The organism is Streptomyces asiaticus (genome assembly GCF_018138715.1).
GTDB classification, from domain to species: Bacteria; Actinomycetota; Actinomycetes; order Streptomycetales; family Streptomycetaceae; genus Streptomyces; species Streptomyces asiaticus.
This window is the reverse complement of record NZ_JAGSHX010000006.1, coordinates 457530-480583: the sequence shown is the minus strand read 5'-3', so window position 1 is coordinate 480583 and position 23054 is coordinate 457530. Positions and strand designations below refer to the sequence as shown.

Here is a 23054-nt window from a genome sequence, read left to right as displayed (position 1 = left end):
TCAGAGCTCCTTGCGAATCCCACGGAGAAAGTTCTCCGTCCGCCGCGCCGATGTGGCCTGGGTGCCCATGCGGTCCAGGGCCTCCAGATAAGCGACCACATCGGAACGTTGGTCGAGATAGCCGGCGCCGGTCAGGCCCTCGGCGTAGACGATGTCCGGCAGTTCCGGGATCTGGAACCGGAAGAGCTGGAAGGGTCCGCCCATGCCCGGGTGAGGGCCGGCGGAGAACGGCACCACCTGAAGGGTGATGTTCGGTCTTTGCACCTCTTCGATCAGACGGTCGATCTGGGCGCGCATCACCGCGGGACCGCCGATGGACAGACGGAGCACCGTCTCGTCCATCACGACCCACAGATGCGGCGCGTCCGGGCGGCTGAGCAGCTCCTGGCGCTCCATCCGCAGCGCCACGCGGCGCTCGAGCTCCTGGGCGGACCCGTGCGGGAAGCCGATGGAGAGCAGCGCGCGGGCGTAGTCCTCGGTCTGTAGCAGCCCGGGTATGAAGTGCGGCTCATAGGCGCGGATCCGGCTGGCCGCGCCCTCGAGGCTCACATAGAGGCTGAACCAGTCCGGCAGCACATCGCGGAACCGGTGCCACCAGCCGGGCCGGTTGGCCTCCTCGGCGAGTGCGAGGAAGGCGTCGATCTCCTGCTGCTCGGCGCCGTAGGTCTGGAGCAGCTTCTCGACGTAGGGGAGTTTCAGGCCGACCTCGGCCTTCTCCATCCTGCGCACCGTGGTCTGGTTGACGTGCAGCGCCCTGGCAGCCACGTCGTAACTGACGCCGGCTTTTTCGCGAAGGTCCCTCAGTCGCATGCCGAGGACCATCTGCCCGACGGTCGGGGCAGACCGCGCTTCACCCACGTCGTACCTCCTGGGACGGTCTTGTCAGGATCAGTGTGCCACGTACGAGGTGGGGGCGACAGAGTGCGCTGGCTATTCTGCATTTTGCAGATCGCGCCTTGCCAACTGATGCTTGCAGCAACGATAGTGACGGGTGTGACCAGTCCAACGTGGCTGCTGTGTCGCGCACTTGCGGCATTCACGTACGGCATTCACGCCCCCACAGGTAGGACGGACGGAAGGCACATGGCCGTGGCATTGCGTCAGCGCTCGACGATGGCCCACCACCCGAGCTCCGGGAGCGTTGACTCCGCCCTCCGTCAGGAGAGGTTCCAGCTGCCCGCCAGAGGCGCCTCGGTCGCGGTCGCCCGGCACCGGGTGCGGTCCCGGGCGCCGGAGTGGGGCTTTACGGAGGAGGTCTGCGAGGCCGCCGAACTGGTGATGTCCGAGCTGTTCACCAATGCCCTGGTGCACACCGGGAGCGAGCAGATCCTCTGTGTGCTGCGCGCCCATGAGCGGCGGATGCTCTATGTCGAGGTCGCCGACCAGGGCGGTGGACCGGCCGTCCCCACACCGCGGGAGGCCGGTCTTGAGGATGAGTGCGGACGCGGACTCGCGCTGGTCCGCGCCCTGGCCGACGCGTGGGGGGACCGGCCGGGCGTGAACGGCGGACGGGTGGTCTGGGCCCAGATGAGCGTGACCGCCGACCGCTGACGCCGGGACCGGCCCCTCGGCCCGTCACACCGCCGTCGTCCGCCGCTTCCCCGGGGCGGCCGGGTCATCGGCGCGGCCCCGGGAGAGGGCGGCGTCCCGGGTCTCCCGCATGGTGAGGTAGACGACGAGCGAGACCGCGGCGCAGGCCGATACGTACCAGTAGTACCCGGACTCCACACCGCCCTTCTTGAACCACAGCGCCACATATTCGGCGGTGCCGCCGAACAGCGCGTTGGCCAGCGCGTACGGCAGGGCCACCCCGAGCGCCCGGACATGGGTGGGGAACAGCTCGGCCTTCACCACGGCGTTGATCGAGGTGTAGCCGGTGACGATGACCAGCGCCGCGAGCGAGAGCAGCAGCGCCCCGGCGAAGCTGTCGGCGTGCGAGAGCGCGGTCATGATGGGGACGGTGCAGAGCATCGAGCCGATGCCGAAGGTGATCAGCAGCGGACGGCGCCCGATCCGGTCCGAGAACGATCCGGCCAGCGGCTGCAACAGCATGAACAGGAACAGGGCACAGAAGCTCACCAGCGAGGCGTCGGACTTGCTCATCCCGGCCGTGTTCGACAGGTACTTGGTGAGATACGTGGTGTACGTGTAGTACGCGACCGTGCCGCCCATGGTCAGCGCGATGACCAGCGCCGCCTCCTTGCGGTGGCGCAGCAGCTCGGCGATCGTCCCCCGCTCCTGGTCCTGGTGGTCCTCCTCCTCGGTGTAGACCTCGGTCTCCAGCAGATTGCGCCGCAGCCAGAAGATCACGGCCGCGCCCACGGCGCCGACGACGAACGGAATGCGCCAGCCGTAGGAGTGCAGCGCGTCGTCGGACATGGTGTGCTGAAGCAGGATCTGAAGACCGAGGCCGATCAGCTGACCCGCCGTCATCGACACGTACTGGAAGCTGGAGACGAAGCCGCGGCCGCCGGGCCGGGACGCCTCGGTGAGATAGGTGGCGCTGGCCGCGTACTCACCGCCCACCGACAGGCCCTGGAGCAGCCGCGCCACCAGCAGCACGAACGCGCCGAAGTAGCCGACCTGGCCATAGGTCGGGGCGATGGCGATGAGCAGCGCACTGGCCGACATCAGCGTCACCGTCAGGGTGAGTGCCGCCTTGCGGCCGCGCCGGTCGGCGAACCGGCCCAGCAGCCAGCCGCCGACGGGGCGCATGAAGAAGCCCACCGCGAAGATCCCGGCGGTGTTGAGGAGCTGCGCCGTGTCGTTGCCCTTGGGGAAGAAGGCTCCGGCGAAGTAGGTGGCGAAGCTGGCGTAGACGAACCAGTCGTACCACTCGACGAGATTTCCGATCGAGCCGCCGAACACGGCTCGCCAGGGAGTGCGTGGTTGGCTCCGGGGAGCGCTGTCGGTCACGGGGCCTCCAAGTGAGCGGGGTGAACTCCTCACCCCTACCCCGTGGAGGGCCGGTTGGAAAAGAGTTTCCGCGGGGGCCCGCCCCTCCGGCCCGGGGGTCAGCCCTGCCCCGCCCGCTCCAGCGCCGCCTTCCGCCGCCTGCCCCAGGCGCCCAGCGGACCCAGCGCCGTATTCAGCTCGTCGCCCAGCTCGGTGAGCGAATACTCCACCTTCGGCGGCTTCGTGTCGTAGCTCTCCCGGTGGACGATTCCGTCCGCCTCCAACTCCCTGAGCTGCTGCGTCAGCACCTTCTCGGTCACGCCCGGGACCAGCCGCCGCAATTCCCCGAAACGGCACCTCTGGTGATTGAGCGCCCAGATGATCAGGACTTTCCACTTTCCGTCGATCACATCCACGGCCGCGTCCAGACCGCAGACATAAGGCTGCATTCCCAAAGCCCCGCCCGCCCCCACTGACCTCAAGGTAAGTACGCACTATTTAGTGCGTACTTGCCCACACTACCGCCGGGGAACGAGCCTGTGATCGGCGCGACGAACCCCTACGACCAAGCGGTATCGAAACCCCTGGAGCAACCGAGATGAGCGAATCCCCCGTGACGGTGCTGGGCCTCGGCGACATGGGCACCGCCCTGGCCCGCGCCCTGCTGCGGGCCGGGCACCGGACGACGGTGTGGAACCGTACGGCCGCCAAGGCCGAGGCGCTCGCCGCCGAGGGCGCGCTGACCGCCGCCACGGCCGGTGAGGCCGTCGCGGCGAGCCCCCTGGTGGTGGTCTGCCTGCTCGACTACGACTCCGTACGGCAGGTGCTGGCCCCCCTCGGGGACGCCCTGTCCGGCAAGGCCGTCGTCAACCTCACCAACGGCACTCCGCGGCAGGCCCGTGAGCTGGCCGCGTGGGCGGCCGGACACGGTGCCCAGTACCTCGACGGCGGCATCATGGCCGTCCCGCCGATGATCGGCACACCCGCCGCCTTCCTCCTCTACAGCGGCTCGCCCGCCGCCTTCGCGGACCATCGGGCCGTACTGGACCTCTTCGGCGAGAGCCACGATCTCGGCGAGGACCCCGGCCGTGCCCCGCTGTACGACATCGCCCTGCTCAGCGCGATGTACGGGATGTTCTCGGGGGTGCTGCACGCCTACGCCCTCGTACGGTCCGACGGGGTGGCGGCGGCCGATGTCGCCCCGCTGGTGGGGCGCTGGCTCACCGCCATGTCCGGGGCCGTGGACGGCTACGCGCGGCAGATCGACTCCGGTGACCACGCCACCGGGGTGGTCTCCAACCTCGCCATGCAGTCGGCCGCGTTTGTCAACTTCACCGGCTCCGCACGGGACCAGGGCATCAGCCCCGAACTGATCGCCCCGATCGGCCACCTCATGGCCCGCCGGGTCGCCGACGGCCATGGCCATGAGGGCCTCTCGGGGCTGGTGGAACTGCTCGGCCAGGGGCGGCCCGGCACGGCCTAGCCGTCGTGGGGTGTCCCGGCCTCACATGCCGATCGCCCCGTCGATCCGCTCGCGCAGCAGGTCGGCGTGGCCGTTGTGGCGGGCGTATTCCTCGATCATGTGGATGAGGACCCAGCGCAGCGAGACCGTTCCGCGCCATGAGTCGTCACCTTCGACGTCGAGGCCGGGGGCCTCGGCGACGAACTGTTCGGCGAAGGCCACCTCGGTCCGCCACGTCTCCCACGCCGCCGCGATCCCCCCGTGGTCGTCCGTGGCGCCGTCGAAGTCCCCGTCGGGATCGGCTGTCGAGGAGAAGAGCGCCGGCGGGTCCTGCCCGGCCAGGACCCGCCGGAACCAGCGGCGTTCCACCTCGGCGAGGTGTCTGACCAGGCCGAGCAGCGAAAGCGTGGACGGCTCCACGGACCGCAGGGACAACTCCGGGCCCAGGCCGGAGCACTTCAGTCGCAGCGTGGCGCGCTGGGCGCGCAGGACATCGACGAGCATGCGCCGCTCGTCGCCGGTGGCCGGGCCGGTGAATCGGCGAGCGCCGTCGGCGCCGCCGAACAGTTCGCCTCGTCTGGTGGGATGGCTCATGTCCGCCCTTCAGGCGCCCCGTCGAAGACCCGAGGCGGCGCCCAGGCGGCGGGTGGCCAGCTCGTCGGCCGCCTGCGCCGGGGTCCGGCCGAGGCGGTGGGCCGTCTCCAGCAGGTCGTTGACGGTTTCCTCGATGGCGCGGACGCGTGCGTCGGCCGCGTCGGCACCGGCGTGGTGGAGTTCGGTGCTGATGGCGTTGATGACCCCTCCCGCGCTTGCGACATAGTCCGGCACCCAGATGATGCCCCGGTGGTGCAGCAGATCCGCGACTTCGGGCGTGGCGAGCTGGTTGTTGGCCGGTCCGACCACGGCTCGGCAGCGTAGCTCCGCCACGTTCTGCCCGGTCAGGACGGAGCCGAGCGCCGAAGGGACCACGATGTCCACGTCTGCGGCGAGGATCTCGTCGGGCGCCCGCCAGACGGCGCCGAGCTCCTCGCCGATCCTCCGTTTGTCCGGGTCGATGTCAGTGACCGTCAGGGCGGCGCCTTCCGCGGTCAGAAGGCGGGCGAGGCCGGCACCGACACGGCCGAGACCTATCACGGCGAGACTGCGGCCGTTCAGGCTCGCGGTGCCGTACAGCCGTCGGCTGACGGCCCGCAGCGCGGCGAGCGTCCCCCGCGCGGTGTGGGGGGACGAGTCGCCGCTGCCGCCCAGCTGCGCCGGCCGGCAGAACACATGGGGGGTGGTTTCCCCGATCAGCGCCATGTCGGCGGGGCCGGTCCCGACATCCGGTCCGGTGGCGTACATCCCGCCGAGCGAGTCGATGACGTCTGCCACGTCGCGCAGCACCTCGCGGCGTCGTCCGGTATCGAGTGTCACCCCCTCCGGCAGGGCCACGACGGCCTTCCCTCCGCCGCTGGGCAGCCCGGCCACGGCGAACTTGGAGGTCATGGCGGCCGACAGGCGGAGGGCGTCGGTGAGGCCGTCCCGCCAATCCGGATAGTGCCAGAGCCGAAGGCCGCCGGCTGCCGGACCGAGCGCCGTGGAGTGAACGGCCACGATCACCGGAAGCCGCGAGCGCGGACCGGTGTGGATCGCGACCCGCTCATGATCGAGGAGCATGCGCCTGCCGTCCTTTCATCTGTTCGGTCAGATGGCGTCATGCTGCGTGATCGATTCATGGGACGGGGTCGTCACCGAACGTTTGAATGAAGATGGGATACGGTCATCGGCCATGGACGAACTTGATTCGGAGATCGTGCGGCTCCTCCAGACAGATGCACGGACGTCCAACCGGGAACTCGCCAGGCGGCTCGGTGTCGCCCCCTCGACGTGCCTGGAGCGGGTCCGGGCGCTCCACCGACGGGGCGTCATCCGCGGCTACCACGCCGACATCGACCCCGCGGCCCTCAACCGCGGGGTCCAGGCGCTCGTGTCAGTTCAGGTCCGTCCGCTCAGCCGCGTGGTCATCGACGCGTTCAAGGGCTTCGCCAGCGGCCTGCCGGAAGTCCTCCATGTGTTCGTCCTCTCCGGAGACGACGACTTCCTCCTGCACGTGGCGGTGCAGGACCTCGACCACCTGCATGCCTTCCTGACCGACCGGCTCAGCAAGCGCGGTGAGATCACCGGCTTCCGCACGTCGGTCATCTTTCAGCAGGTGAGCAACACCGCCCCCGCGCGCCTTGGCTAGGCGTTGGGCTGAAGGACGGCCTCGCCGCACTCGGGCAGACGCGGGTCGGACAGGCGGGGGTCGGACAGGTGGGGGTCGGGCTCCTCGTCGCCGGTGGGCTGGCGGGGGATCGGGCGGGAGAGACGGAGCGAGGGGCCGGGCTCGGCGGGCACGTCGGGGCCGACCGGCACCTCGTGCGGGCCGGGTCCGCCGCGCCCCTGCGGAATCTCCGATCCGCCGACTCCACCGGCTCCACCCGCGGCATCGTGCCCGTCGTGTCCGGGGGCGCCCGGCGCCTCGATGACCGTGGCCTCGGCGCCCTTGGCGGCCGCCTCCGCCTCGGTCTCCGCCTCGGCGTTGTGCACCGTCAGCATCACCAGGCCGGTACTCGCGACGAGGGCCGCCACCAGGGCGAGCAGTGTGCCGGGCGCGCCGTGCCGGAAGTGCTCGCCCAGCGCGGCGAGGCCGACGGCGGTGGCGACCACGGGGTTGACCACGGTCGCCGTCGCCAGCGGCGAGGCCAGCCCGGCGCCCCGGTACGACGCCTGGGACAGCAGCACCCCGCCCGAGGCCAGCAGCCCGATCGCGACCAGGCCGGGCAGGTTGTCCTCCCACGCGTCCCAGGTCCACTCCAAGGCCACGTTCTTGGTGACCACCGACGAGACACCGAAGGCCGTCCCCGCGGCCGCCGCCAGCAGCACACTGCGGATCCCGGGCGACCGCATCAGACGAGCCGCCCCGATCAGCACCGCGATGGCGGAGACCGTGATCACGATCAGCCAGAAGCCGTCCCGCTCGGCCAGCGACTGGGCCCGCGAGGAGCCGGTCAGCGAGAGCAGCCCGGCGAGCCCCACGGTGGCCAGCAGCGCGCCCCGCCAGCCGGCCGCGCCGACCCGGCGGCGGACGAACACGGCCGCCATCGGCAGGGCGAAGACGATCGTGAGAGCCCCTAGGGGTTGCACCACGCTCAGCGGGCCGTAGGCCAGGGCGGCCACATGGAGGATCGCGCCCGCCCCGTTGAGGGTCACCGCGGTCCACCAACTCCCGCGCCGCAGCGGAGCGGACGCGAGGCGCGGCGTCGTGGCCGCGACATGCTCCTGGAGTATGGCTCCGGCGGCGTAGCAGACCGCCGAGGCCAGGGCCAGCAGCACAGACAGCGCGAGGGAGGTCACGTCGCGGCCCCCTGGGCCGATCGGTCTTCGTCCATGCCCTCATCCTTGACGGTGGGGCGCGCCCCCGTCGTCGTCCTTGAGCACAGACTTGCGCGTACTACTTGCGTAGTAGGGCCCTCCACCAATGGGGTGCCTTCGCGGCCGCCGTACGGGCCCTTTGGAGCAGCTCGTTCTGCGGCTCGGCGGGGCGGTAGACGGTGAGCGCCCCCGGCCACTTGTCGATGAGCAGCTTCTCCGCGGGGTCGGCGGCCACCTCTCCATCGTAGGCACGGCTGTCCACGCCGTGGAGGCCCGACAGGCGCAGTTGGCGCATGCGCCGCGTCGTATAGACATGCGACCGCCCGAGCGTGCCGGTGAGCGCCGCGATCAGCAGCCGGGTGCGGGCCAGCCGCTCATCGCCGTCGATCGCCCGCACATCGAGCAGCCCGTCGTCGAGCTGCTGACGGTAGGCGGGCGCGAAACCCTCGGGGGAGTAGACGCCGTTGCCGGCGAACAGCATCCACAGCCGCCGCGGCCGCCCGTTGACCTCGACCTCCAAGGGGCTCGCGGTGCGCAGCACCCGGGTGAGCGCGACGGCGGCCGCGGGCCACTTGCCGAGCCGGCCCTGGAGGCTCTCCCGGATCCGCACCAGCTCCGGGTAGAAGCCGAGGCTGAAGGTGTTGACGAAGTGGCTGGTCCCGCCGCCTCCGGCGAGGGGCGTGGCGCGGCCGAGGTCCACGGCCACCGCGTCGCCCTCGGTCACGGCGTGCGCGGTGTCCTCGAAGGCCGGTACGCCGAGGTCCAGCGCGAAGTGGTCGAGGGTGCCGCCGGGGAACACGGCGAGCGGCAGCCCGCGTTCGGCCGCGATCGTGGCGGCCGCGTTGACGCTGCCGTCCCCGCCGCAGATGCCCAGCGCCCCGGCCCGCTCGGCGGCGCGCTGGGCGGACTGCCGGAGCAGGTCCATGAAGTCGTCGTCGGGTCCGCACTCCACGATGTCCGCGGCGGGCAGCAGCACCCGCAGCTGCTCGGCGACCGTGAATCCGCCGGTGGGGGATCCCATACCGGCCCGCTGGTTGACCAGGACGACCAGACCGTCGCCCTTGGGCAGGGCGGGCGCCGAGATCCGCGGCCGGGCCTGTGCCGGGACCTCGGGGCGCGGCGGCCAGTAGCGGCAGGTCAGCGCGGCGGCCCCGGCGCCGAGGGCGATACCGGCCAGCACATCGCTGGGGTAGTGGACGCCCACGTACACCCGGGAGGCGGCGACGGCGGCGGCGAGCGGGGCGACCAGCAGGCCGTACCGCGACGACTCCAGCGCCACCCCGGTGGCGAAGGCGGCGGCGGAGGCCGAGTGCCCGGAGGGGAAGGAGCTGGTCCACGGCTGCCGGCGCAGCCGGCGCACCAGGGGCACCGCGTCCATGACCGGACGCTTGCGTTCCACGGCCCACTTGACCACGACGTTCGACAGGAGCGAGGCGGCGGCGAGCGAGCCCACGCCGCGCAGCGCGGCCCGCCGCGCGGTGCGGCCGCCGACCGTGGCGAGCACCCCGGCCGTGCCGAACCACAGCCGGCCGTGGTCGGCGGTGCGGCTGAGCCGGGGCAGCAGCGGATGGGCACCGCGGAGCCGGCTGTCCGCGACCCGCGCGAACAGCCGGCGGTCGAAGTCACTGATGCGTCTCATGCGTGATGGGTAACCCGGAACGGCGGTCGGCACGCGTCATTCGTCGGCGACCGGGGCCCGGCCCGGGGGACCGGGGACGCGGTTCGGGAGACCGGGGACGCGGTTCGGGACGCGGTTCAGGACGCGGGGAGCCCCCAGCGCGGCGCCGGCTCGCCCGCCTCGACCGGGCGGACCGTCAGGTCCGGGCGGTCGCCGCGGACGGTGATGATGGCCTCCTGGCCCCGGGCGAGCGCGATCCGGATCGTGCCCGCGCCCACGGTCTCGTACGGCAGCCGCCGCCCGCGCGCGTCCCGCACCTCGATGGGCCCGTCCAGGGAGTGCCGTACGACACACGGCGCGCCCGCCTCGCTGCGCAGCCGCACCCAGCGGGTCCGGCCGCCCTCGCGGGCGGCGCTCAGCAGGAAGGCGCCCTGGGTGCGGAAGTCGTGGACCATCAACTCGCCCCAGGCGGCGGGCAGCGCGGGGAATGCCCGGATCACCCCGCCCCAGCTCTGGCACACCATGTCGTGCAGCGACTGCGCGGCGGACAGCGGCGTCTCGATGACCGGTCCTGACTCCTTGTACATGGTGTTCGGCTGGATGAAGCGGCGCATCAGCTCGCCCAGGTACTTCAGCGCGTCCTCACCACGCCCCATCTGCGCCGACATCGAGGCGGCGCCGGTGAAGGTGTAGCCCTGGAGCGCGCCCTCGAAGCCGACCCAGTGGTTGAGGGAGGTCTCGATCAGCTCGCGCTTGGCCGGGTCCTCCCAGGTGACCTCGTACAGCGGATAGACCGCGAGCATATGGGAGTAGTGGCGGTGGGACTTGGCGAACGGCACCCCCGCGCCGATCATGAAGCCGTTCTCGTCGACGGGGTACGGCGTGAGCTTGGCCAGCACCTCCCGCCAGCGCGGCGCGGAGGGGTCCTTGATGCCGAGGATCCGGGCCGAGTCCAGGAGGGTGGCGCAGCCCCAGCGCAGCAGCATCAGGTCGTAGTTGCAGTCGGGCGCGTTGACGCCGTACTCGGGCGAGAAGGTGGCGGGCAGATGCAGCTTGCCGTCGCTGCCGGGGGTGAGGAAGTGGAGGTAGTAGGCGACGGCCTTGCGCAGCAGCGGATGGACCACATCGCGCAGCACCGACTCGTCCATGGTGTGGCGGTACGTCAGCCACACGTTGTGCAGCGCCCAGGTGAGGTTGCCGACCTCGGGGGTGGGCGGGTCCTGGCCGGGGATGCCGACCGCGAAGCCGCCGCCTGCCACCGCGCCGCCGTTGACCAGATGGATGTCGGTGGTCCGGGGGATGCCCGCAGAGTCCTTGCGGTACGGGGCGTCGAGCTGGTTGGAGAGGTTGTCGCGGAATTCGCCGAGCGCCCGTGTCACCGCGTCGAGTTCGAGGTGGTTGGAGCCGTGGATCAGCCAGTACTCCAGCTGCACATTGAGGTTCCACCAGGTGGCGGGCCACGGGGTGGACTCCAGCCAGGGTCCCGAGGTGGCCATCACGGGGGCGTCGGCGCGCGCGGCCGCCGCCACCTTGTACAGCTGGATCCAGTAGAAGCGCTGGAGCCGGGCGTCGGGGAGGGAGAGGAAGCTCTTCCGGTAGTAGGCGTGCCACCAGGCGCGATGGGTGGGCGCGAGGGCGTCGTAGGGGAGCGCCGAGGCGGACCCGATGTCCTTCAGGGCCCGGTCGCGCGCGGTGCGCCCGGGGTGGGAGTGGGCCACGGTGACGTACAGCGTCCGCCGCCCGCCGCGGGTCCGCTCCCGCCAGGCCGTCACATGCTGTCCGCCGGCCAGCAGCGGCTGCACGGCGGCCTGGACGCCGTGGTGGTCCTCGACGACGGCCGGGGGGTTGCCGGTGTAGCCGTCGGGCACCGGTTTGAAGTCGACCCGCGGGCTGATCGCCTCGGCGGGGTGGAACACCCAGCGGAACGCGGTCTCACCGGCGCTCGGGGTCACCTCGATGGCCATGACGGAGCGTGAGTTGTGCACCAGGGCGCGGAGGGTGAGGGTGCCCTGGTCGGTGGTGATGGTTCCGGTCAGCTCGGCGTCGCGCAGCCGCAGCCGCCAGTCGACGGCGGTGATGGCGCCGACCGGCTCCAGGGTGAAATACCCGATGGGCAGCCGCGCGAGCCCGAAGAGGGAGCCGAACTCCGGCCGGTGGTCCTGGACCTCGCTGTGCTGCACATTGAAGCGCACCGCGTTGGCGCCGCCCGGCTCGGCGTAGATGCCCGAGCCGAGCAGGGCGTTTCCGAGGAAGGGGCCCTCGTACCAGGTCTGCGGCATCTTCTGCCACACCATGTCGGCGTCGGCGAGGACCGTTTCCCAGGGGTCCCCCGCGGGGCGGGCGGCCGCGGCGGGGGCCTGCGGCTCGGCGGCGTACGCGGTGGCCGGACCGGCGAGTCCGGCGGCGGCGCCCGCGGCCATGGCGGTGCCGACGACGGTCCTTCTGGTGGGTGCGGATGACATGACGCTCCAGGGGTGTGAACCGGGGTGCGGGTGTTCTTCGGCGGGGGCGGCGGGGCGCGGCGGCGGTCACGTACATGCCTGAGGTTCCTCGATCTGAACCCCTCGGGCATGATGCAGCCCTCATCGCGGAACCGGAACCCCTCGGGCGTCATAAACATCGGATGGACGGCCAGGGCGGCTGGCGGAAATGGCGCCCACGCGAGGGTGGGCGCGGCAATACCTCGGATCTCCTGGCCCGGAAGCGGGCGGGTTACGCGCTCGCCTCCCGTCCCCTGACGATCAGCCCGACGCCATGTCGGAAGCGGTGTTCGAAGTCGCCGAAGTGTTCGACGGCCGCGGCGAGGGAAGGGAAGCGCTCGGCGGTGGCCGCCCGCAGCAGCGGCTCCATGCCGCCGATGCCCTGGGCGGCCTGCTCCTCCTGGGTCAGGCCGAGCGTGAAGTACACCAGCGACCAGGTCCGCCAGCCCGCTTCGGCGGGGCTGTGGCCGCCGCCGAGGAACGCGCCCGCCATGGCGTCCGCGAAGCGCAAGGTGTGCTCCTCGGCGACATACGTCCCGGCCACGACCCGGGCGCCGTCGCGGCGGGCCAGCAGCGCGGCGCGATAGCGGTGGGCGAGCGCCTGCGCCCGTTCGTCCCAGGGCTCCGGTAGCGGCGCGTCGGCGCACCCCTCGAGCATCGCGTCGGCCATCAGTTCCAGCAGCCGGGGCTTGCTGGAGGCGTGCCAGTAGACGGTGTTGAGCTGCACCCCCAGCCGCTCGGCGACCTTGCGCATCGTGAGCTTGTCCAGCCCCGCCTCGTCGAGCAGTTCCAGCGCCGCCGTCACCACGGCCGTGCGGTCCAGGCCCATGCCGTCGCTCTCCCCTCGCTTGCCTCTTGATCCGGGATCAAGTCTACTGGGGCCAGATCATTGATCCTGGATCAAGAGGTCGAGATCCGGAACCGAGCGAGGGAGATGGTGTGGTGAACGACGTCGTCGTGGTGGGGGCCGGACCCGTGGGGCTGCTGCTCGCCGCCGAGCTGCGGCTGGTGGGCGTGGACGTCACCGTGATCGAGCGCGCGGCCGCCCGCAGCCCGCACTCCAAGGCGCTGACCCTGCATCCGCGCAGCCTGGAGGTGCTGGCGATGCGCGGTCTCGCCGGGCCGTTCGTCCGTGAAGGGGTGCCCGTGCCCACCGGGCACTACGGCGGGCTGCCGGTCCGGCTGGACTTCTCCGTGCTGGACACCCGCTTCCCGTACACGCTGGTCCTGCCGCAGCTGCGCACCGAGCAGCTGCTGGAGGAGCGGCTGCGGGCGCTGGGCGGGGAGATCCACTGGCGGCACCGGGCGCTGGAGGTGCGCCAGGACGCGGACGGCGCCGAGGTGGACGTGGCGGGCCCCGACGGGACGTACACCCTGCGCGCGGCGTGGGTGGTGGGCTGCGACGGGGCCGGGAGCGCCGTACGGACCTCCGCCGGGATCGACTTCCCCGGCACCGGGACCACGGCCACCGGCCTCCTCGGCGATGTGGTGCTCGACGCGCCACCGTCGGCCCCCTCGGTCGACAACGAGTACGGGGGCTTCCTGATCGTCCCGCTGGCCGACGGACACCACCGCGTCGCGGGCTCCACCAGGGAGTCCCTCACCATCCCCGCCGACCGGCCGCTCACCTTCGAGGAGCTGCGCGGCCATATGTGCCAGGTCGCGGGCACGGACTTCGGGATGCGGGCACCCCGCTGGCTGTCCCGGTTCGGCAACGCCGCCCGGCAGGCCGCCCGCTACCGCGACGGCCGCGTCCTGCTCGCCGGGGACGCGGCGCATATGCACATGCCCATGGGCGGCCAGGGCCTGAACGTGGGGCTCCAGGACGCCTTCAACCTCGGGTGGAAGCTGGCCGCGGTCTGCCAGGGCCGCGCGCCGGACGGGCTGCTGGACACCTACCACGCCGAGCGCCACCCCGTGGGGGCCGCGCTGCTGGAGAACACCCAGGCCCAGACCGTGCTCGGCGCCACCCACACGCCCGACGCACAGGCCCTGCGCTCGGTGTTCAGCCGGCTCCTGGCCGCCCATCCGGCGGTGAACCGGCAGTTCGCCGGGGAGCTCTCCGCGCTGGACGTGGCCTACCCGGCGGACGGGGCGGCCGACCGGCTCACCGGCACCCGGGCGCCCGACCTCGGGCTGGACGGCGCGCCCGAGCCCAGCCTGTATCCGCTCCTGGCCGACGGGCGCTTCGTGCTGCTCCACCTCGGTACGGAGGGCGATGCGGGACGCGAACCGGGCGACGCCCTCGCCGCCGGGGCGATCGCCGGGAGCCCGGACCGGATACGGGCCGTGACCGCGCGCCCGACCACCGCCCATGACGGCTGGGCAGGGCGGCGTACGGTCCTGGTGCGCCCCGACGGCCATGTCGCCTGGGATACCGCGCTGTCCACCAAGTGAGACGAGTTCGGTGGATCCCGTACGTACCAGCTCACCACGGATGGTCCCGCGCGGCCACCGGGCGCGGAACGCGGTCCCGGCGGCGGCTCGTTGTCCATTCCCTGAGAATCGACGCGCGGAGCGTTCAAGCGCTGGTTAATCTGACGACAGATCCGGTTCAGCCGACACGAGGGAGTGTGCGGTGACCCCCGAACAAACGCAGAGCGACGACGCGCGCGCCGATAACAGCGGGCGGTTCGTGCAGGCCGCCGAGGTGGGCAGTCTGGAGGTATGGGCGCGTTCCGCGCCGATCCGACTCGCCGGCTACGAGGACGACCTCGCCGAGCCGCACATCCTCCAGAGCGTGGACTGATGGCCCGGCGCAGGCTCTGAGAGCGAGGGAGGACACCGGTCCTCCGGCCGCGGCCGCTGGCAGCAAGCGGACATCCCGGCCGTCGACCGGTCGCCTCCCTCGCCCGTCGGATCACCCTTCTGGCTCAGCTACCAACTGGTAGTTAAGTCCTCCACCCCCGCGATGCCGGACCGGGCTGGTGCGCCCCGCGAGGCACATGGCAAGATGCGTCGCACGGCATCGTCCGCCTTAACCAACCGTGAGGGTGTGCGAGCCCGGGAGCAGCCGTGAGGGGGCGCAGATGGCAGCGGGTGGAGACAGGTCACCGGACGCGACCGGCAGCCCGCTGGCGGACCGGCTCAACTACCTGTTCACCACCATGCACCCGCCGGGCGCGCCGTACACCAACGCGTATGTCGCCGAGGAGATCAGCGGCGGCGGGGAGTACGGCGGGGTGAGCCTGACCGAGCAGTATCTGTCGATGCTGCGCAACGGCAGGCGCACCAACCCCAGCCCGGATGTGCTGCGGGCGCTCGCCAAGTTCTTCGCCGTGCCCGTCGGTTATCTGCTGGGCGATCTGTCGGCTTCGCAGGCGGAGCGGGTCGAGGAGGAGGTACGGTTCCTCGTCGCCATGCGCGACAAGCGGGTCCGCAGCATCGCGCTGCGCTCCGTGGGCCTCCCGCCAGAGGTCCAGGACAGTCTCACCACGATCATCTCCCAGTTCCGGCAGCAGATGAACCTTCCGCCCGAGCCGCCCGGTACGAACGACGCCGGGGAGGCGGACGGTTCGGGCGGTCCGGACGGCGGGGCGACGAATGGCAGCCGATGACCCGGAACTGTTCTCCTCCTGGCGGCGGACCGGAAACGAGGGTGGTACAGGCATGCGAGTGGGCCGGATACGGCGGCGGTGCAAGCAGCTCATCAAGGAGCTCGGGCTGCCCGCCTCGACCGACCTGCCCGGTCTGTGCGACCTCGTGGCCCGCCGGGTCGGACGCCCCGTCCATCTGGTGCCGATGAGCCTGGGCGGCGTGGTCTCGGGCATGACCGCCTCCACCGACGAGGACTACTGGATCTTCTACGAGCTCAGGACGTCCCCCTGGCACCAGATCCATATCGTGCTGCACGAGATCGGCCATCTGCTGCTCGGGCACGAGCAGGACCCGGCGGTCACCGAGGACGCGCTGCGGATGTGGACGCCGTCGGTCGATGTGACCACCGCCATGCGCCGGCTGGGGATGACCCCGGACTTCGCCCGCCACCACTGCTACGACAACCTCACCGAGCGCGAGACCGAGGTGCTGGGCACCCTCCTGATGGAGCATGTGGTGCCGACCTCGCCGGACCACGGGCTGCCGCTCGAGGGCCGGGCGGCCGAACTCGCCGCGGCGCTGGGCCCGGCGCTGCGCCATGTGCGCACCGACGAGGCCGACCGCAGTGATGGCGCACGCGGTGAACCGGGCGGTGACGCCGGTGTTTGACCTCGTCTATCTGTGCTTCGGCGCAGCCGCCTGGGCGATGGCCGGTTACAAGGCCCGGGCCTGGTTCCGCGACCGCGCCAACGCCGATCTCGGCCTGGCGTGTGTGATGACCGCGGCCGTGGCGAATGTGTTCCTGCTCTCCGCGCCCAGCGTCTACCGCTGGTTCGACGGGCTGGTGGGCGTCGCCAATCTCGCCATGGTCTTCCTCTACTCCTCCGTCGTGGTGTTCGCCACCGGCGCCCTGGTGCTGCTGCTGCGCTGGACGGGCTCCGCGGTGCCGCCCCGCGCGGTGGTCGCCGCCGTGGCCGTGGCGTGGACCGTGGCCATCGTCGGCTTCGCGGTGGGCCGTCCGGACGCCGTGGAGCACCCCCGCGACTTCAGCACCGCCTACGCCGACGCCCCCGGAGTGGTCCTCTTCCTGGTGCTGTATCTGGCCATTTTCGGAGCCGGTCTGGCGGGCCTCGGCATCCTGTGCCCGCGCTATGCCGCCAGCCTGCGCGGCTCGTGGCTGGCCCGGGGACTGCGGGTGCTGGCCGCCGGATGCTGGCTGGGACTGGCGTACTGCGCCTGCAAGCTGATCGGTTTCGTCTTCTCCTGGGCGGGCCATGAGCTCTACTGGCTTTCCAACGGAGTGGCCCCGCTGACCGCCTCGGTCGCGGCGCTTCTGGTGCTGGCCGGTTTCGCCATCCCCGCCGTGGGCCCGCGGGCCTCCGCGTGGCGCCGCTTCCGGAGGCTGCGGCCGCTGTGGCGGGAGGTCACCGAGCAGGCCCCCGAGGTGTCCATGGGGCAGTCCCGCTGGACCGGCTGGTGGCCGTTCGCGGATCTGGAGTGGCGGGCCAACCGTCAGATGGCGGAGATCCGGGACGTCCAGCGCGGCGTACGGCGTCATGTGGAGGCCCGCGCGCTGGAGATTGCGCATGTCAAGGGCGGCGCGGCGCGACTCGACGATTGGCAACTTGCTGCCGTAGTGGAAGCAGCGGCGCTCAGACGCGGTTTGCTGAATCAAGCAGACGGACATGTGCCGGAGTCCGCGGCGGACAGCGTGGTGGTGACGACAGGGGCCGAACTGGTGGAGGAGCATGAGCATCTGGCCCGCGTCGCCGACGTCTACCACCTGCCGCTGGTGGACGAGGTGCTCGCGGAACTGAGAGAGGAGACCGCCGCCCAGCGGCGGTGAACGGGGGGATCACAGACGAGGTGGCCCTGGACGGGGGTCGGGGCCGCCCGTGGCACAGGCGGCGCCGGGGGGATTCAGCCCCGGCGCCGCCTCCCGGCCACCACCATTCACCACCGGCGTGCACATCGCCTGGACGGGCTGGAATGGCCCACCCGTCCAGGCGCCGGGGACGCCACGGCCTAGAGTCGGGATCCATGCAGAACACCGCGAACGCCGCCGGAACGGACGGCCCGGAGCTCGTTGACACCGCCCCGCTGGTCGAGGACCTCTACCCGGCCCTGGCCGAGCTGCGCGAGGCCGGCCCGGTCCACCGGATCGCCGGCACCGACGGACGCCCCGCCTGGCTGGTGACCCGTTACGAGGATGTGCGGCGGCTGTTCGCCGATCCGCGCCTCGCCCTGGACAAGCGCCACGCCGCGCCGGGCAACTACAGCGGCTTCTCCCTGCCGCCCGCCCTCGACGCCAATCTGCTCAACATGGATCCGCCGGACCACACCCGGGTGCGCCGGCTGGTGGTCAAGGCGTTCACCCCCGGCCGCGTGGAGAAGATGCGCGAACCGGTCCGGCGGGTCGCCGAGGAACTGCTCGACGCCATCGAGCCCGACGGCCGCGCGGATCTCCTGGCCGCCTACGCCGGGCAGTTGCCCATCATCGTCATCTGCGATCTGCTCGGCGTCCCGCAGCGCGACCGGCGCGACTTCCGGGCCTGGAGCGACGCCCTGATCACCCCCGATCCGGCGCGGCCGGGGGCGGCGAAGGAAGCGGTCGGCAGCATGCTGCGCTTCTACACCGAGCTGATCGCCAAGAAGCGCGCCGAGCCCGCGGACGATCTGCTCTCGGATCTGATCCGGGTCCGTGACGACGAGGCCGGGGACGGCGGCGGCAGCGGCGGCGGCGGCAGCGGCGGCGACGGCAGCGGTGACGGCAGCGGTGACGGCAGGCTCAGCGAGGACGAACTGACCTCGCTCGCCTTCCTCATCCTCCTCGCGGGCTACGAGAACACCGTCCACCTCATCGCCAATTCGGTGCTCACCCTGCTCGACCACCCCACGGCCCTCCAGGAGCTGCGCGAGGATCCGAGCGGTCTCGCGGCCGCCTTCGACGAGCTGGCGCGGTACGAGGGCCCGGTGTCGCTGGGGATCCGCCGCTTCCCGCTGGAGGACATCGAGATCGGCGGTGTGACCATCCCCGCCGGGGAGACGGTGCTGCTGTCGGCGGCCTCGGCCCACCGTGACCCGGCCCACTTCAAGGATCCGGACGAGTTCAATCCACATCTTGGCCGGTCCGGTCACCTTGCGCTCGGCCATGGCATCCACTACTGCCTCGGCGCCCCGCTGGCCCGAATGGAGCTGGAAACCGCTCTGGCCGCGCTGCTTCGCCGTTTCCCGGGGTTGCGGCTGGACGTCCCGAGGGAACGGCTCCGGTGGCGGCCGACGATCCGCGCGCGTGGCCTGATCTCGCTGCCTGTCGCATGGTGAGCGGGGGAAGCGAACAGGTTTTTGATGCATAACCCCCCGCCGATGCGGTAAAAAGGTCTTCGAGCCCGCCCGGTGTGCATCCCCCGTCGCACCGGGCGGGCCTCTGTGTCTCCGGGGTGCCATGTGGCGCTACCCCTGAAATCCCTAGTGCTCACCCCTGAGATCACTAGAGAGTAAGCTCACAGCCCCAATCACTGCTCCGGCTTTAGCGGACCCCATTAGCCTCCTCCTATGACGGTCCTGCCCGACGGGCTTCCCCTAGCCGACGATTTCCCGGAAGTGACGCGAGCCCAATGGCGCCACCTCGTCGAAGGCGTGCTGCGTAAAACCGGCACTTCGGACGCCGTGGGCGCCGAGGCCGAACAGGCCCTCGCGACCGCAGTCGAGGACGGAATCACCGTCCACCCCCTCTACACCGCCGACGACGCCCCCGAGGACGCCGGATTCCCCGGCTTCGCGCCCTTCGTGCGCGGCGGCCGGGCCGAGGGCTCCGCCGTGTCCGGCTGGGACGTACGCCAGCGCCACGCCCACCCCGATCCGGCCCGCACCAACCAGGCGATCCTCGCCGACCTGGAGAACGGCGCCGGTTCGGTCTGGCTCGCGGTCGGCGCGGCCGGGGTGCCCGTGGACGCCCTGCCGGAGGCGCTGAAGGGGGTCTATCTCGACCTCGCCACCGTCGCCCTCGACGCGGGCGCCGACTTCGAGGACGCCGCCCGTGCCCTGCTGCGGCTCTACGCCGGCCGCGAGGTGCCGCCCGGTGCCGCGCTCGGCAACCTCGGAGCGGACCCGCTGGGCCTCGCGGCCCGCACCGGACGCGACGAGGGCCTGGCCGGGCAGCTGGCCGCCGCCGCGGACCTCGCGCTGACCTGCGACCGCGACCACCCCGGGGTGCGAGCCTTCGCGGTGGACGCGCTGCCGTACCACGAGGCGGGCGCCGGGGCCGCCCAGGAGCTCGGCTGCTCCCTCGCCGCCGCGGTGGCGTATCTGCGCACCCTCACCGGGGAGGGGCTGAGCGTCGAAGCCGCCTGTGCGCAGCTGGAGTTCCGCTACGCGGCCACCGCCGACCAGTTCCTCACCATCGCCAAGCTCCGGGCCGCCCGGCGCCTGTGGGCGCGCGTGGCGCAGGCGTGCGGCGCGCCCTCCGAGGCGCGCGCCCAGCGCCAGCACGCGGTGACCTCGCCGGTGATGATGACCCGGCGCGACCCCTGGGTGAACATGCTGCGCACCACCGTGGCCACCCTCGCCGCGGGCGTCGGCGGCGCGGACGCGGTCACCGTGCTGCCCTTCGACAGCGCGATCGGACTCCCCGACGACTTCGCCCGGCGCATCGCCCGCAACACCTCCACGATCCTGCTGGAGGAGTCGCACCTGGCCCGGGTGATCGACCCGGCCGGCGGCTCCTGGTACGTCGAGAAGCTCACCGACGACGTCGCCCGCGCCGCCTGGGCCTGGTTCCAGGAGATCGAGCGCGCCGGGGGCATGGCCGCCGCCCTCGCCTCCGGGCTGGTCCGCGACCGGCTCGCCGAGACCTGGGCCCGCCGCGGCCGCGCCCTCGCCCGCCGCAAGGAGCCGATCACCGGCGTCAGCGAGTTCCCGAACCTCGCCGAGCGGCCCCTCGAGCGCGAGCCCGCGCCCGAGCAGCCCGGCGGCGGACTGCCGAGGGTGCGCCGCGACGAGGCGTACGAGGCGCTGCGCACCCGCTCCGACGCCCATCTGGCGGCCGAGGGCGGCCGCCCGAGGATCTTCCTGGCCGCGCTGGGCCCCGCCGCCGCGCACACCGCCCGCGCCTCCTTCACCGCCAACCTCTTCCAGGCGGGCGGCATCGAGGCGGTCCATGAACCGGTCACCGTGACCGCGGAGACGGTCGCCGAGGCGTTCACCGCCAGCGGCGCCCGCGTGGCCTGCCTGTGCTCCAGCGACAAGCTGTACGCGGAGGAGGCGGCCGCCGTGGCCGAGCGGCTGAAGGCGGCCGGGGCGACCCGGGTCTACCTGGCCGGACGGCCGGGGGCACAACAGGACGAGTACGAGCGGGCCGGAGTGGACGGATACGTCTTCGCGGGCTGCGACGCGGTCGAGGTGCTCTCCTCGGCTCTGAACACCATGGGGGTGGCGTGATGACCGGCTCTCCGGTGGAGCCCGGGAAGATCCCGGACTTCTCGGCGGTCGATCTGGACGGACCGGCCGAAGGCCCGGTGCCCAGCTCCGGTGACTGGGCCGCCGCGTTCCAGAACGGCGTGGGCAAGGGCGTGGAGGACCTGGTGTGGGACACCCCCGAGGGCATCGGGGTCAAACCGCTCTACACCGCCGAGGACCTCCAGGGCGTCGACTTCCTGGGCACCTACCCCGGCGCCGCGCCCTATCTGCGCGGCCCGTACCCGACGATGTACGTCAACCAGCCCTGGACCATCCGGCAGTACGCGGGCTTCTCCACCGCCGAGGAGTCCAACGCCTTCTACCGCCGCAACCTCGCGGCCGGCCAGAAGGGCCTGTCGGTCGCCTTCGACCTGCCCACCCACCGGGGCTACGACAGCGACCACCCCCGGGTCACCGGTGACGTCGGCATGGCGGGCGTGGCCATCGACTCCATCTACGACATGCGGCAGCTCTTCGACGGCATCCCGCTGGACCGGATGAGCGTGTCGATGACGATGAACGGCGCGGTGCTGCCCGTGCTCGCGCTCTACATCGTGGCCGCCGAGGAACAGGGCGTACCGCCCGAGAAGCTGGCCGGGACCATTCAGAACGACATCCTCAAGGAGTTCATGGTCCGCAACACCTACATCTATCCGCCGCAGCCGTCGATGCGGATCATCTCCGACATCTTCGCCTTCACCTCGCAGCGGATGCCGCGCTACAACTCCATCTCCATCTCCGGCTACCACATCCAGGAGGCCGGGGCGACGGCCGATCTGGAGCTGGCGTACACCCTCGCGGACGGTGTGGAGTACCTGCGGGCCGGCCGGGACGCCGGGATGGACGTGGACGCCTTCGCGCCCCGGCTGTCGTTCTTCTGGGCCATCGGCATGAACTTCTTCATGGAGATCGCCAAGCTGCGGGCGGCGCGGCTGCTCTGGGCCAAGCTGGTCAAGCAGTTCGACCCGAAGAACCCCAAGTCGCTCAGTCTGCGCACCCATTCGCAGACCTCCGGCTGGTCGCTGACCGCCCAGGACGTCTACAACAACGTGGCGCGCACCTGCGTGGAGGCCATGGCCGCCACCCAGGGCCACACCCAGTCGCTGCACACCAACGCCCTGGACGAGGCGCTCGCGCTGCCCACCGACTTCTCCGCGCGCATCGCCCGCAACACCCAGATCCTGCTCCAGCAGGAGTCGGGCACCACTCGGGTCATCGACCCGTGGGGCGGCAGCGCGTACGTCGAGAAGCTGACGTACGACCTGGCGCGGCGGGCCTGGCAGCACATCGAGGAGGTCGAGGCGGCCGGCGGCATGGCCAAGGCCATCGACGCGGGCATCCCCAAGCTGCGCGTCGAGGAGGCCGCGGCCCGCACCCAGGCGCGGATCGACTCCGGGCGCCAGCCGGTGATCGGCGTCAACAAGTACCGGGTCGACAGCGATGAGGCGATCGAGGTCCGCGCGGTCGACAACTCCGTGGTGCGCGCCCAGCAGATCGAGAAGCTGCGGCGGCTGCGCGCCGAGCGCGACGAGGCCGCCTGCCAGGACGCGCTGCGCGCCCTGACCGCGGCCGCCGAGTCCGGGCCCGGCGCGGGCCTGGAGGGCAATCTGCTGGCCCTGGCCGTGGACGCCGCCCGCGCCAAGGCCACCGTGGGCGAGATCTCCGACGCCCTCGAGAAGGTCTACGGCCGCCACTCGGGGCAGATCCGTACGATCTCCGGTGTGTACCGAGACGAGGCCGGAAAGTCGTCCGGCGTGGACCGCACCCGCACGCTGGTCGAGGCGTTCGAGCGCGAGGAGGGCCGCCGCCCCCGGATCCTGGTCGCCAAGATGGGCCAGGACGGGCATGACCGCGGCCAGAAGGTGATCGCCACCGCCTTCGCCGACCTGGGCTTCGACGTCGACGTCGGCCCGCTGTTCCAGACCCCCGAGGAGGTCGCGCGGCAGGCGGTGGAGGCCGATGTGCACATCGTCGGCGTGTCGTCGCTCGCGGCCGGCCACCTCACGCTGGTGCCCGCGCTGCGCGAGCAGCTGGCCGAGGCGGGGCGCGAGGACATCACCATCGTGGTCGGCGGGGTCATCCCGCCGCAGGACGTCCAGACCCTGCACGAGGCCGGCGCCGCCGCCGTCTTCCTGCCGGGCACGGTCATCCCGGACGCCGCCCACGACCTGGTGCGGAAGCTGGCCGCCGACCTTGGCCACGAGCTGTAGGC

Annotated in this window: 20 protein-coding genes; 11 read left to right on the top strand and 9 right to left on the bottom strand. The window is 71.9% G+C overall.

Annotation, left to right across the window (positions count from 1 at the left end; translation table 11 throughout):
• A complete protein-coding gene (locus tag KHP12_RS09305) occupies positions 1 to 858 on the bottom strand; it encodes a Sco1979 family transcriptional regulator (RefSeq protein ID WP_086884396.1) in 858 nt (285 codons plus the stop codon).
• Between the two features lie 225 nt (positions 859 to 1083).
• On the opposite strand from KHP12_RS09305, the gene KHP12_RS09300 reads away from it, so the two are divergent.
• Entirely contained in the window at positions 1084 to 1551 is a 468-nt protein-coding gene (locus tag KHP12_RS09300; protein WP_086884397.1) for an ATP-binding protein, read from the top strand.
• A 24-nt stretch (positions 1552 to 1575) separates the two neighbouring features.
• On the opposite strand, the gene KHP12_RS09295 is transcribed toward KHP12_RS09300, so the two are convergent.
• On the bottom strand, positions 1576 to 2916 hold the full coding sequence (locus KHP12_RS09295; RefSeq protein WP_086884398.1) for an MFS transporter: 1341 nt from the start codon (positions 2914 to 2916) through the stop codon (positions 1576 to 1578).
• Between the two features lie 98 nt (positions 2917 to 3014).
• Positions 3015 to 3344 carry a winged helix-turn-helix transcriptional regulator gene (locus KHP12_RS09290; protein WP_086884399.1) on the bottom strand — a complete coding sequence of 110 codons (330 nt, stop codon included), beginning with the start codon at positions 3342 to 3344 and terminating at the stop codon, positions 3015 to 3017.
• Between the two features lie 149 nt (positions 3345 to 3493).
• On the opposite strand from KHP12_RS09290, the gene KHP12_RS09285 reads away from it, so the two are divergent.
• Positions 3494 to 4378 (top strand): NAD(P)-dependent oxidoreductase, encoded by an 885-nt coding sequence (locus KHP12_RS09285; RefSeq protein ID WP_211832542.1) that lies wholly within the window; start codon positions 3494 to 3496, stop codon positions 4376 to 4378.
• Between the two features lie 21 nt (positions 4379 to 4399).
• On the opposite strand, the gene KHP12_RS09280 is transcribed toward KHP12_RS09285, so the two are convergent.
• Together KHP12_RS09280 and KHP12_RS09275 are read right to left on the bottom strand one after the other, a co-directional pair.
• Entirely contained in the window at positions 4400 to 4951 is a 552-nt protein-coding gene (locus KHP12_RS09280) for a DinB family protein (RefSeq protein ID WP_086884719.1), read from the bottom strand.
• Between the two features lie 9 nt (positions 4952 to 4960).
• Positions 4961 to 6013, bottom strand: a complete 1053-nt coding sequence (locus KHP12_RS09275; protein ID WP_086884720.1) for a Glu/Leu/Phe/Val dehydrogenase dimerization domain-containing protein — start codon at positions 6011 to 6013, stop codon at positions 4961 to 4963.
• A gap of 112 nt (positions 6014 to 6125) precedes the next feature.
• Between KHP12_RS09275 and KHP12_RS09270 the strand changes: the two genes are divergently transcribed.
• The gene (locus tag KHP12_RS09270) at positions 6126 to 6581 is read left to right on the top strand and encodes an Lrp/AsnC family transcriptional regulator (RefSeq protein WP_086884721.1); all 456 of its coding nucleotides are present in this window, start codon (positions 6126 to 6128) and stop codon (positions 6579 to 6581) included.
• On the opposite strand, the gene KHP12_RS09265 is transcribed toward KHP12_RS09270, so the two are convergent.
• The 4 genes from KHP12_RS09265 to KHP12_RS09250 all read right to left on the bottom strand — a co-directional run bounded on the left by KHP12_RS09265 (position 6578) and on the right by KHP12_RS09250 (position 12677).
• Complete coding sequence (locus KHP12_RS09265; protein ID WP_210608775.1) at positions 6578 to 7732, bottom strand: DMT family transporter; 1155 nt, start codon at positions 7730 to 7732, stop codon at positions 6578 to 6580. The two genes, KHP12_RS09270 and KHP12_RS09265, sit on opposite strands and share 4 nt — an antisense overlap.
• Positions 7733 to 7829: 97 nt before the next feature.
• Positions 7830 to 9389 carry a bifunctional phosphatase PAP2/diacylglycerol kinase family protein gene (locus KHP12_RS09260; RefSeq protein ID WP_211832540.1) on the bottom strand — a complete coding sequence of 520 codons (1560 nt, stop codon included), beginning with the start codon at positions 9387 to 9389 and terminating at the stop codon, positions 7830 to 7832.
• 116 nt (positions 9390 to 9505) lie between these two features.
• Positions 9506 to 11830, bottom strand: a complete 2325-nt coding sequence (locus KHP12_RS09255; protein WP_211832528.1) for a glycosyl hydrolase family 95 catalytic domain-containing protein — start codon at positions 11828 to 11830, stop codon at positions 9506 to 9508.
• A gap of 250 nt (positions 11831 to 12080) precedes the next feature.
• Complete coding sequence (locus KHP12_RS09250; RefSeq protein WP_086884544.1) at positions 12081 to 12677, bottom strand: TetR/AcrR family transcriptional regulator C-terminal domain-containing protein; 597 nt, start codon at positions 12675 to 12677, stop codon at positions 12081 to 12083.
• 110 nt (positions 12678 to 12787) lie between these two features.
• Here KHP12_RS09250 and KHP12_RS09245 point away from each other — a divergent pair, with 110 nt between their 5' ends.
• The 8 genes from KHP12_RS09245 (at position 12788) to scpA (ending at position 23052) form a co-directional block, all read left to right on the top strand.
• The gene (locus KHP12_RS09245) at positions 12788 to 14245 is read left to right on the top strand and encodes an FAD-dependent monooxygenase (RefSeq protein ID WP_244203209.1); all 1458 of its coding nucleotides are present in this window, start codon (positions 12788 to 12790) and stop codon (positions 14243 to 14245) included.
• Between the two features lie 181 nt (positions 14246 to 14426).
• The gene (locus KHP12_RS09240) at positions 14427 to 14597 is read left to right on the top strand and encodes a hypothetical protein (RefSeq protein ID WP_020866352.1); all 171 of its coding nucleotides are present in this window, start codon (positions 14427 to 14429) and stop codon (positions 14595 to 14597) included.
• Between the two features lie 280 nt (positions 14598 to 14877).
• Entirely contained in the window at positions 14878 to 15405 is a 528-nt protein-coding gene (locus tag KHP12_RS09235) for a helix-turn-helix domain-containing protein (RefSeq protein ID WP_211832522.1), read from the top strand.
• Positions 15392 to 16054, top strand: coding sequence for an ImmA/IrrE family metallo-endopeptidase (locus KHP12_RS09230; RefSeq protein WP_086884546.1), 663 nt, complete (start codon positions 15392 to 15394; stop codon positions 16052 to 16054). Before KHP12_RS09235 ends, KHP12_RS09230 begins: the two co-directional genes overlap by 14 nt.
• The gene (locus KHP12_RS09225) at positions 16047 to 17231 is read left to right on the top strand and encodes an MAB_1171c family putative transporter (protein ID WP_167442681.1); all 1185 of its coding nucleotides are present in this window, start codon (positions 16047 to 16049) and stop codon (positions 17229 to 17231) included. The genes KHP12_RS09230 and KHP12_RS09225 overlap by 8 nt, the downstream gene beginning before the upstream one ends.
• 194 nt (positions 17232 to 17425) lie before the next feature.
• Entirely contained in the window at positions 17426 to 18709 is a 1284-nt protein-coding gene (locus KHP12_RS09220) for a cytochrome P450 family protein (protein ID WP_211832520.1), read from the top strand.
• Between the two features lie 231 nt (positions 18710 to 18940).
• On the top strand, positions 18941 to 20824 hold the full coding sequence (gene mutA, locus KHP12_RS09215; protein WP_211832511.1) for a methylmalonyl-CoA mutase small subunit: 1884 nt from the start codon (positions 18941 to 18943) through the stop codon (positions 20822 to 20824).
• Positions 20824 to 23052: a methylmalonyl-CoA mutase gene (scpA, locus tag KHP12_RS09210; RefSeq protein ID WP_086884550.1), complete on the top strand. Its 2229-nt coding sequence runs from the start codon at positions 20824 to 20826 to the stop codon at positions 23050 to 23052. Before mutA ends, scpA begins: the two co-directional genes overlap by 1 nt.
• Positions 23053 to 23054 lie beyond the last annotated feature (2 nt).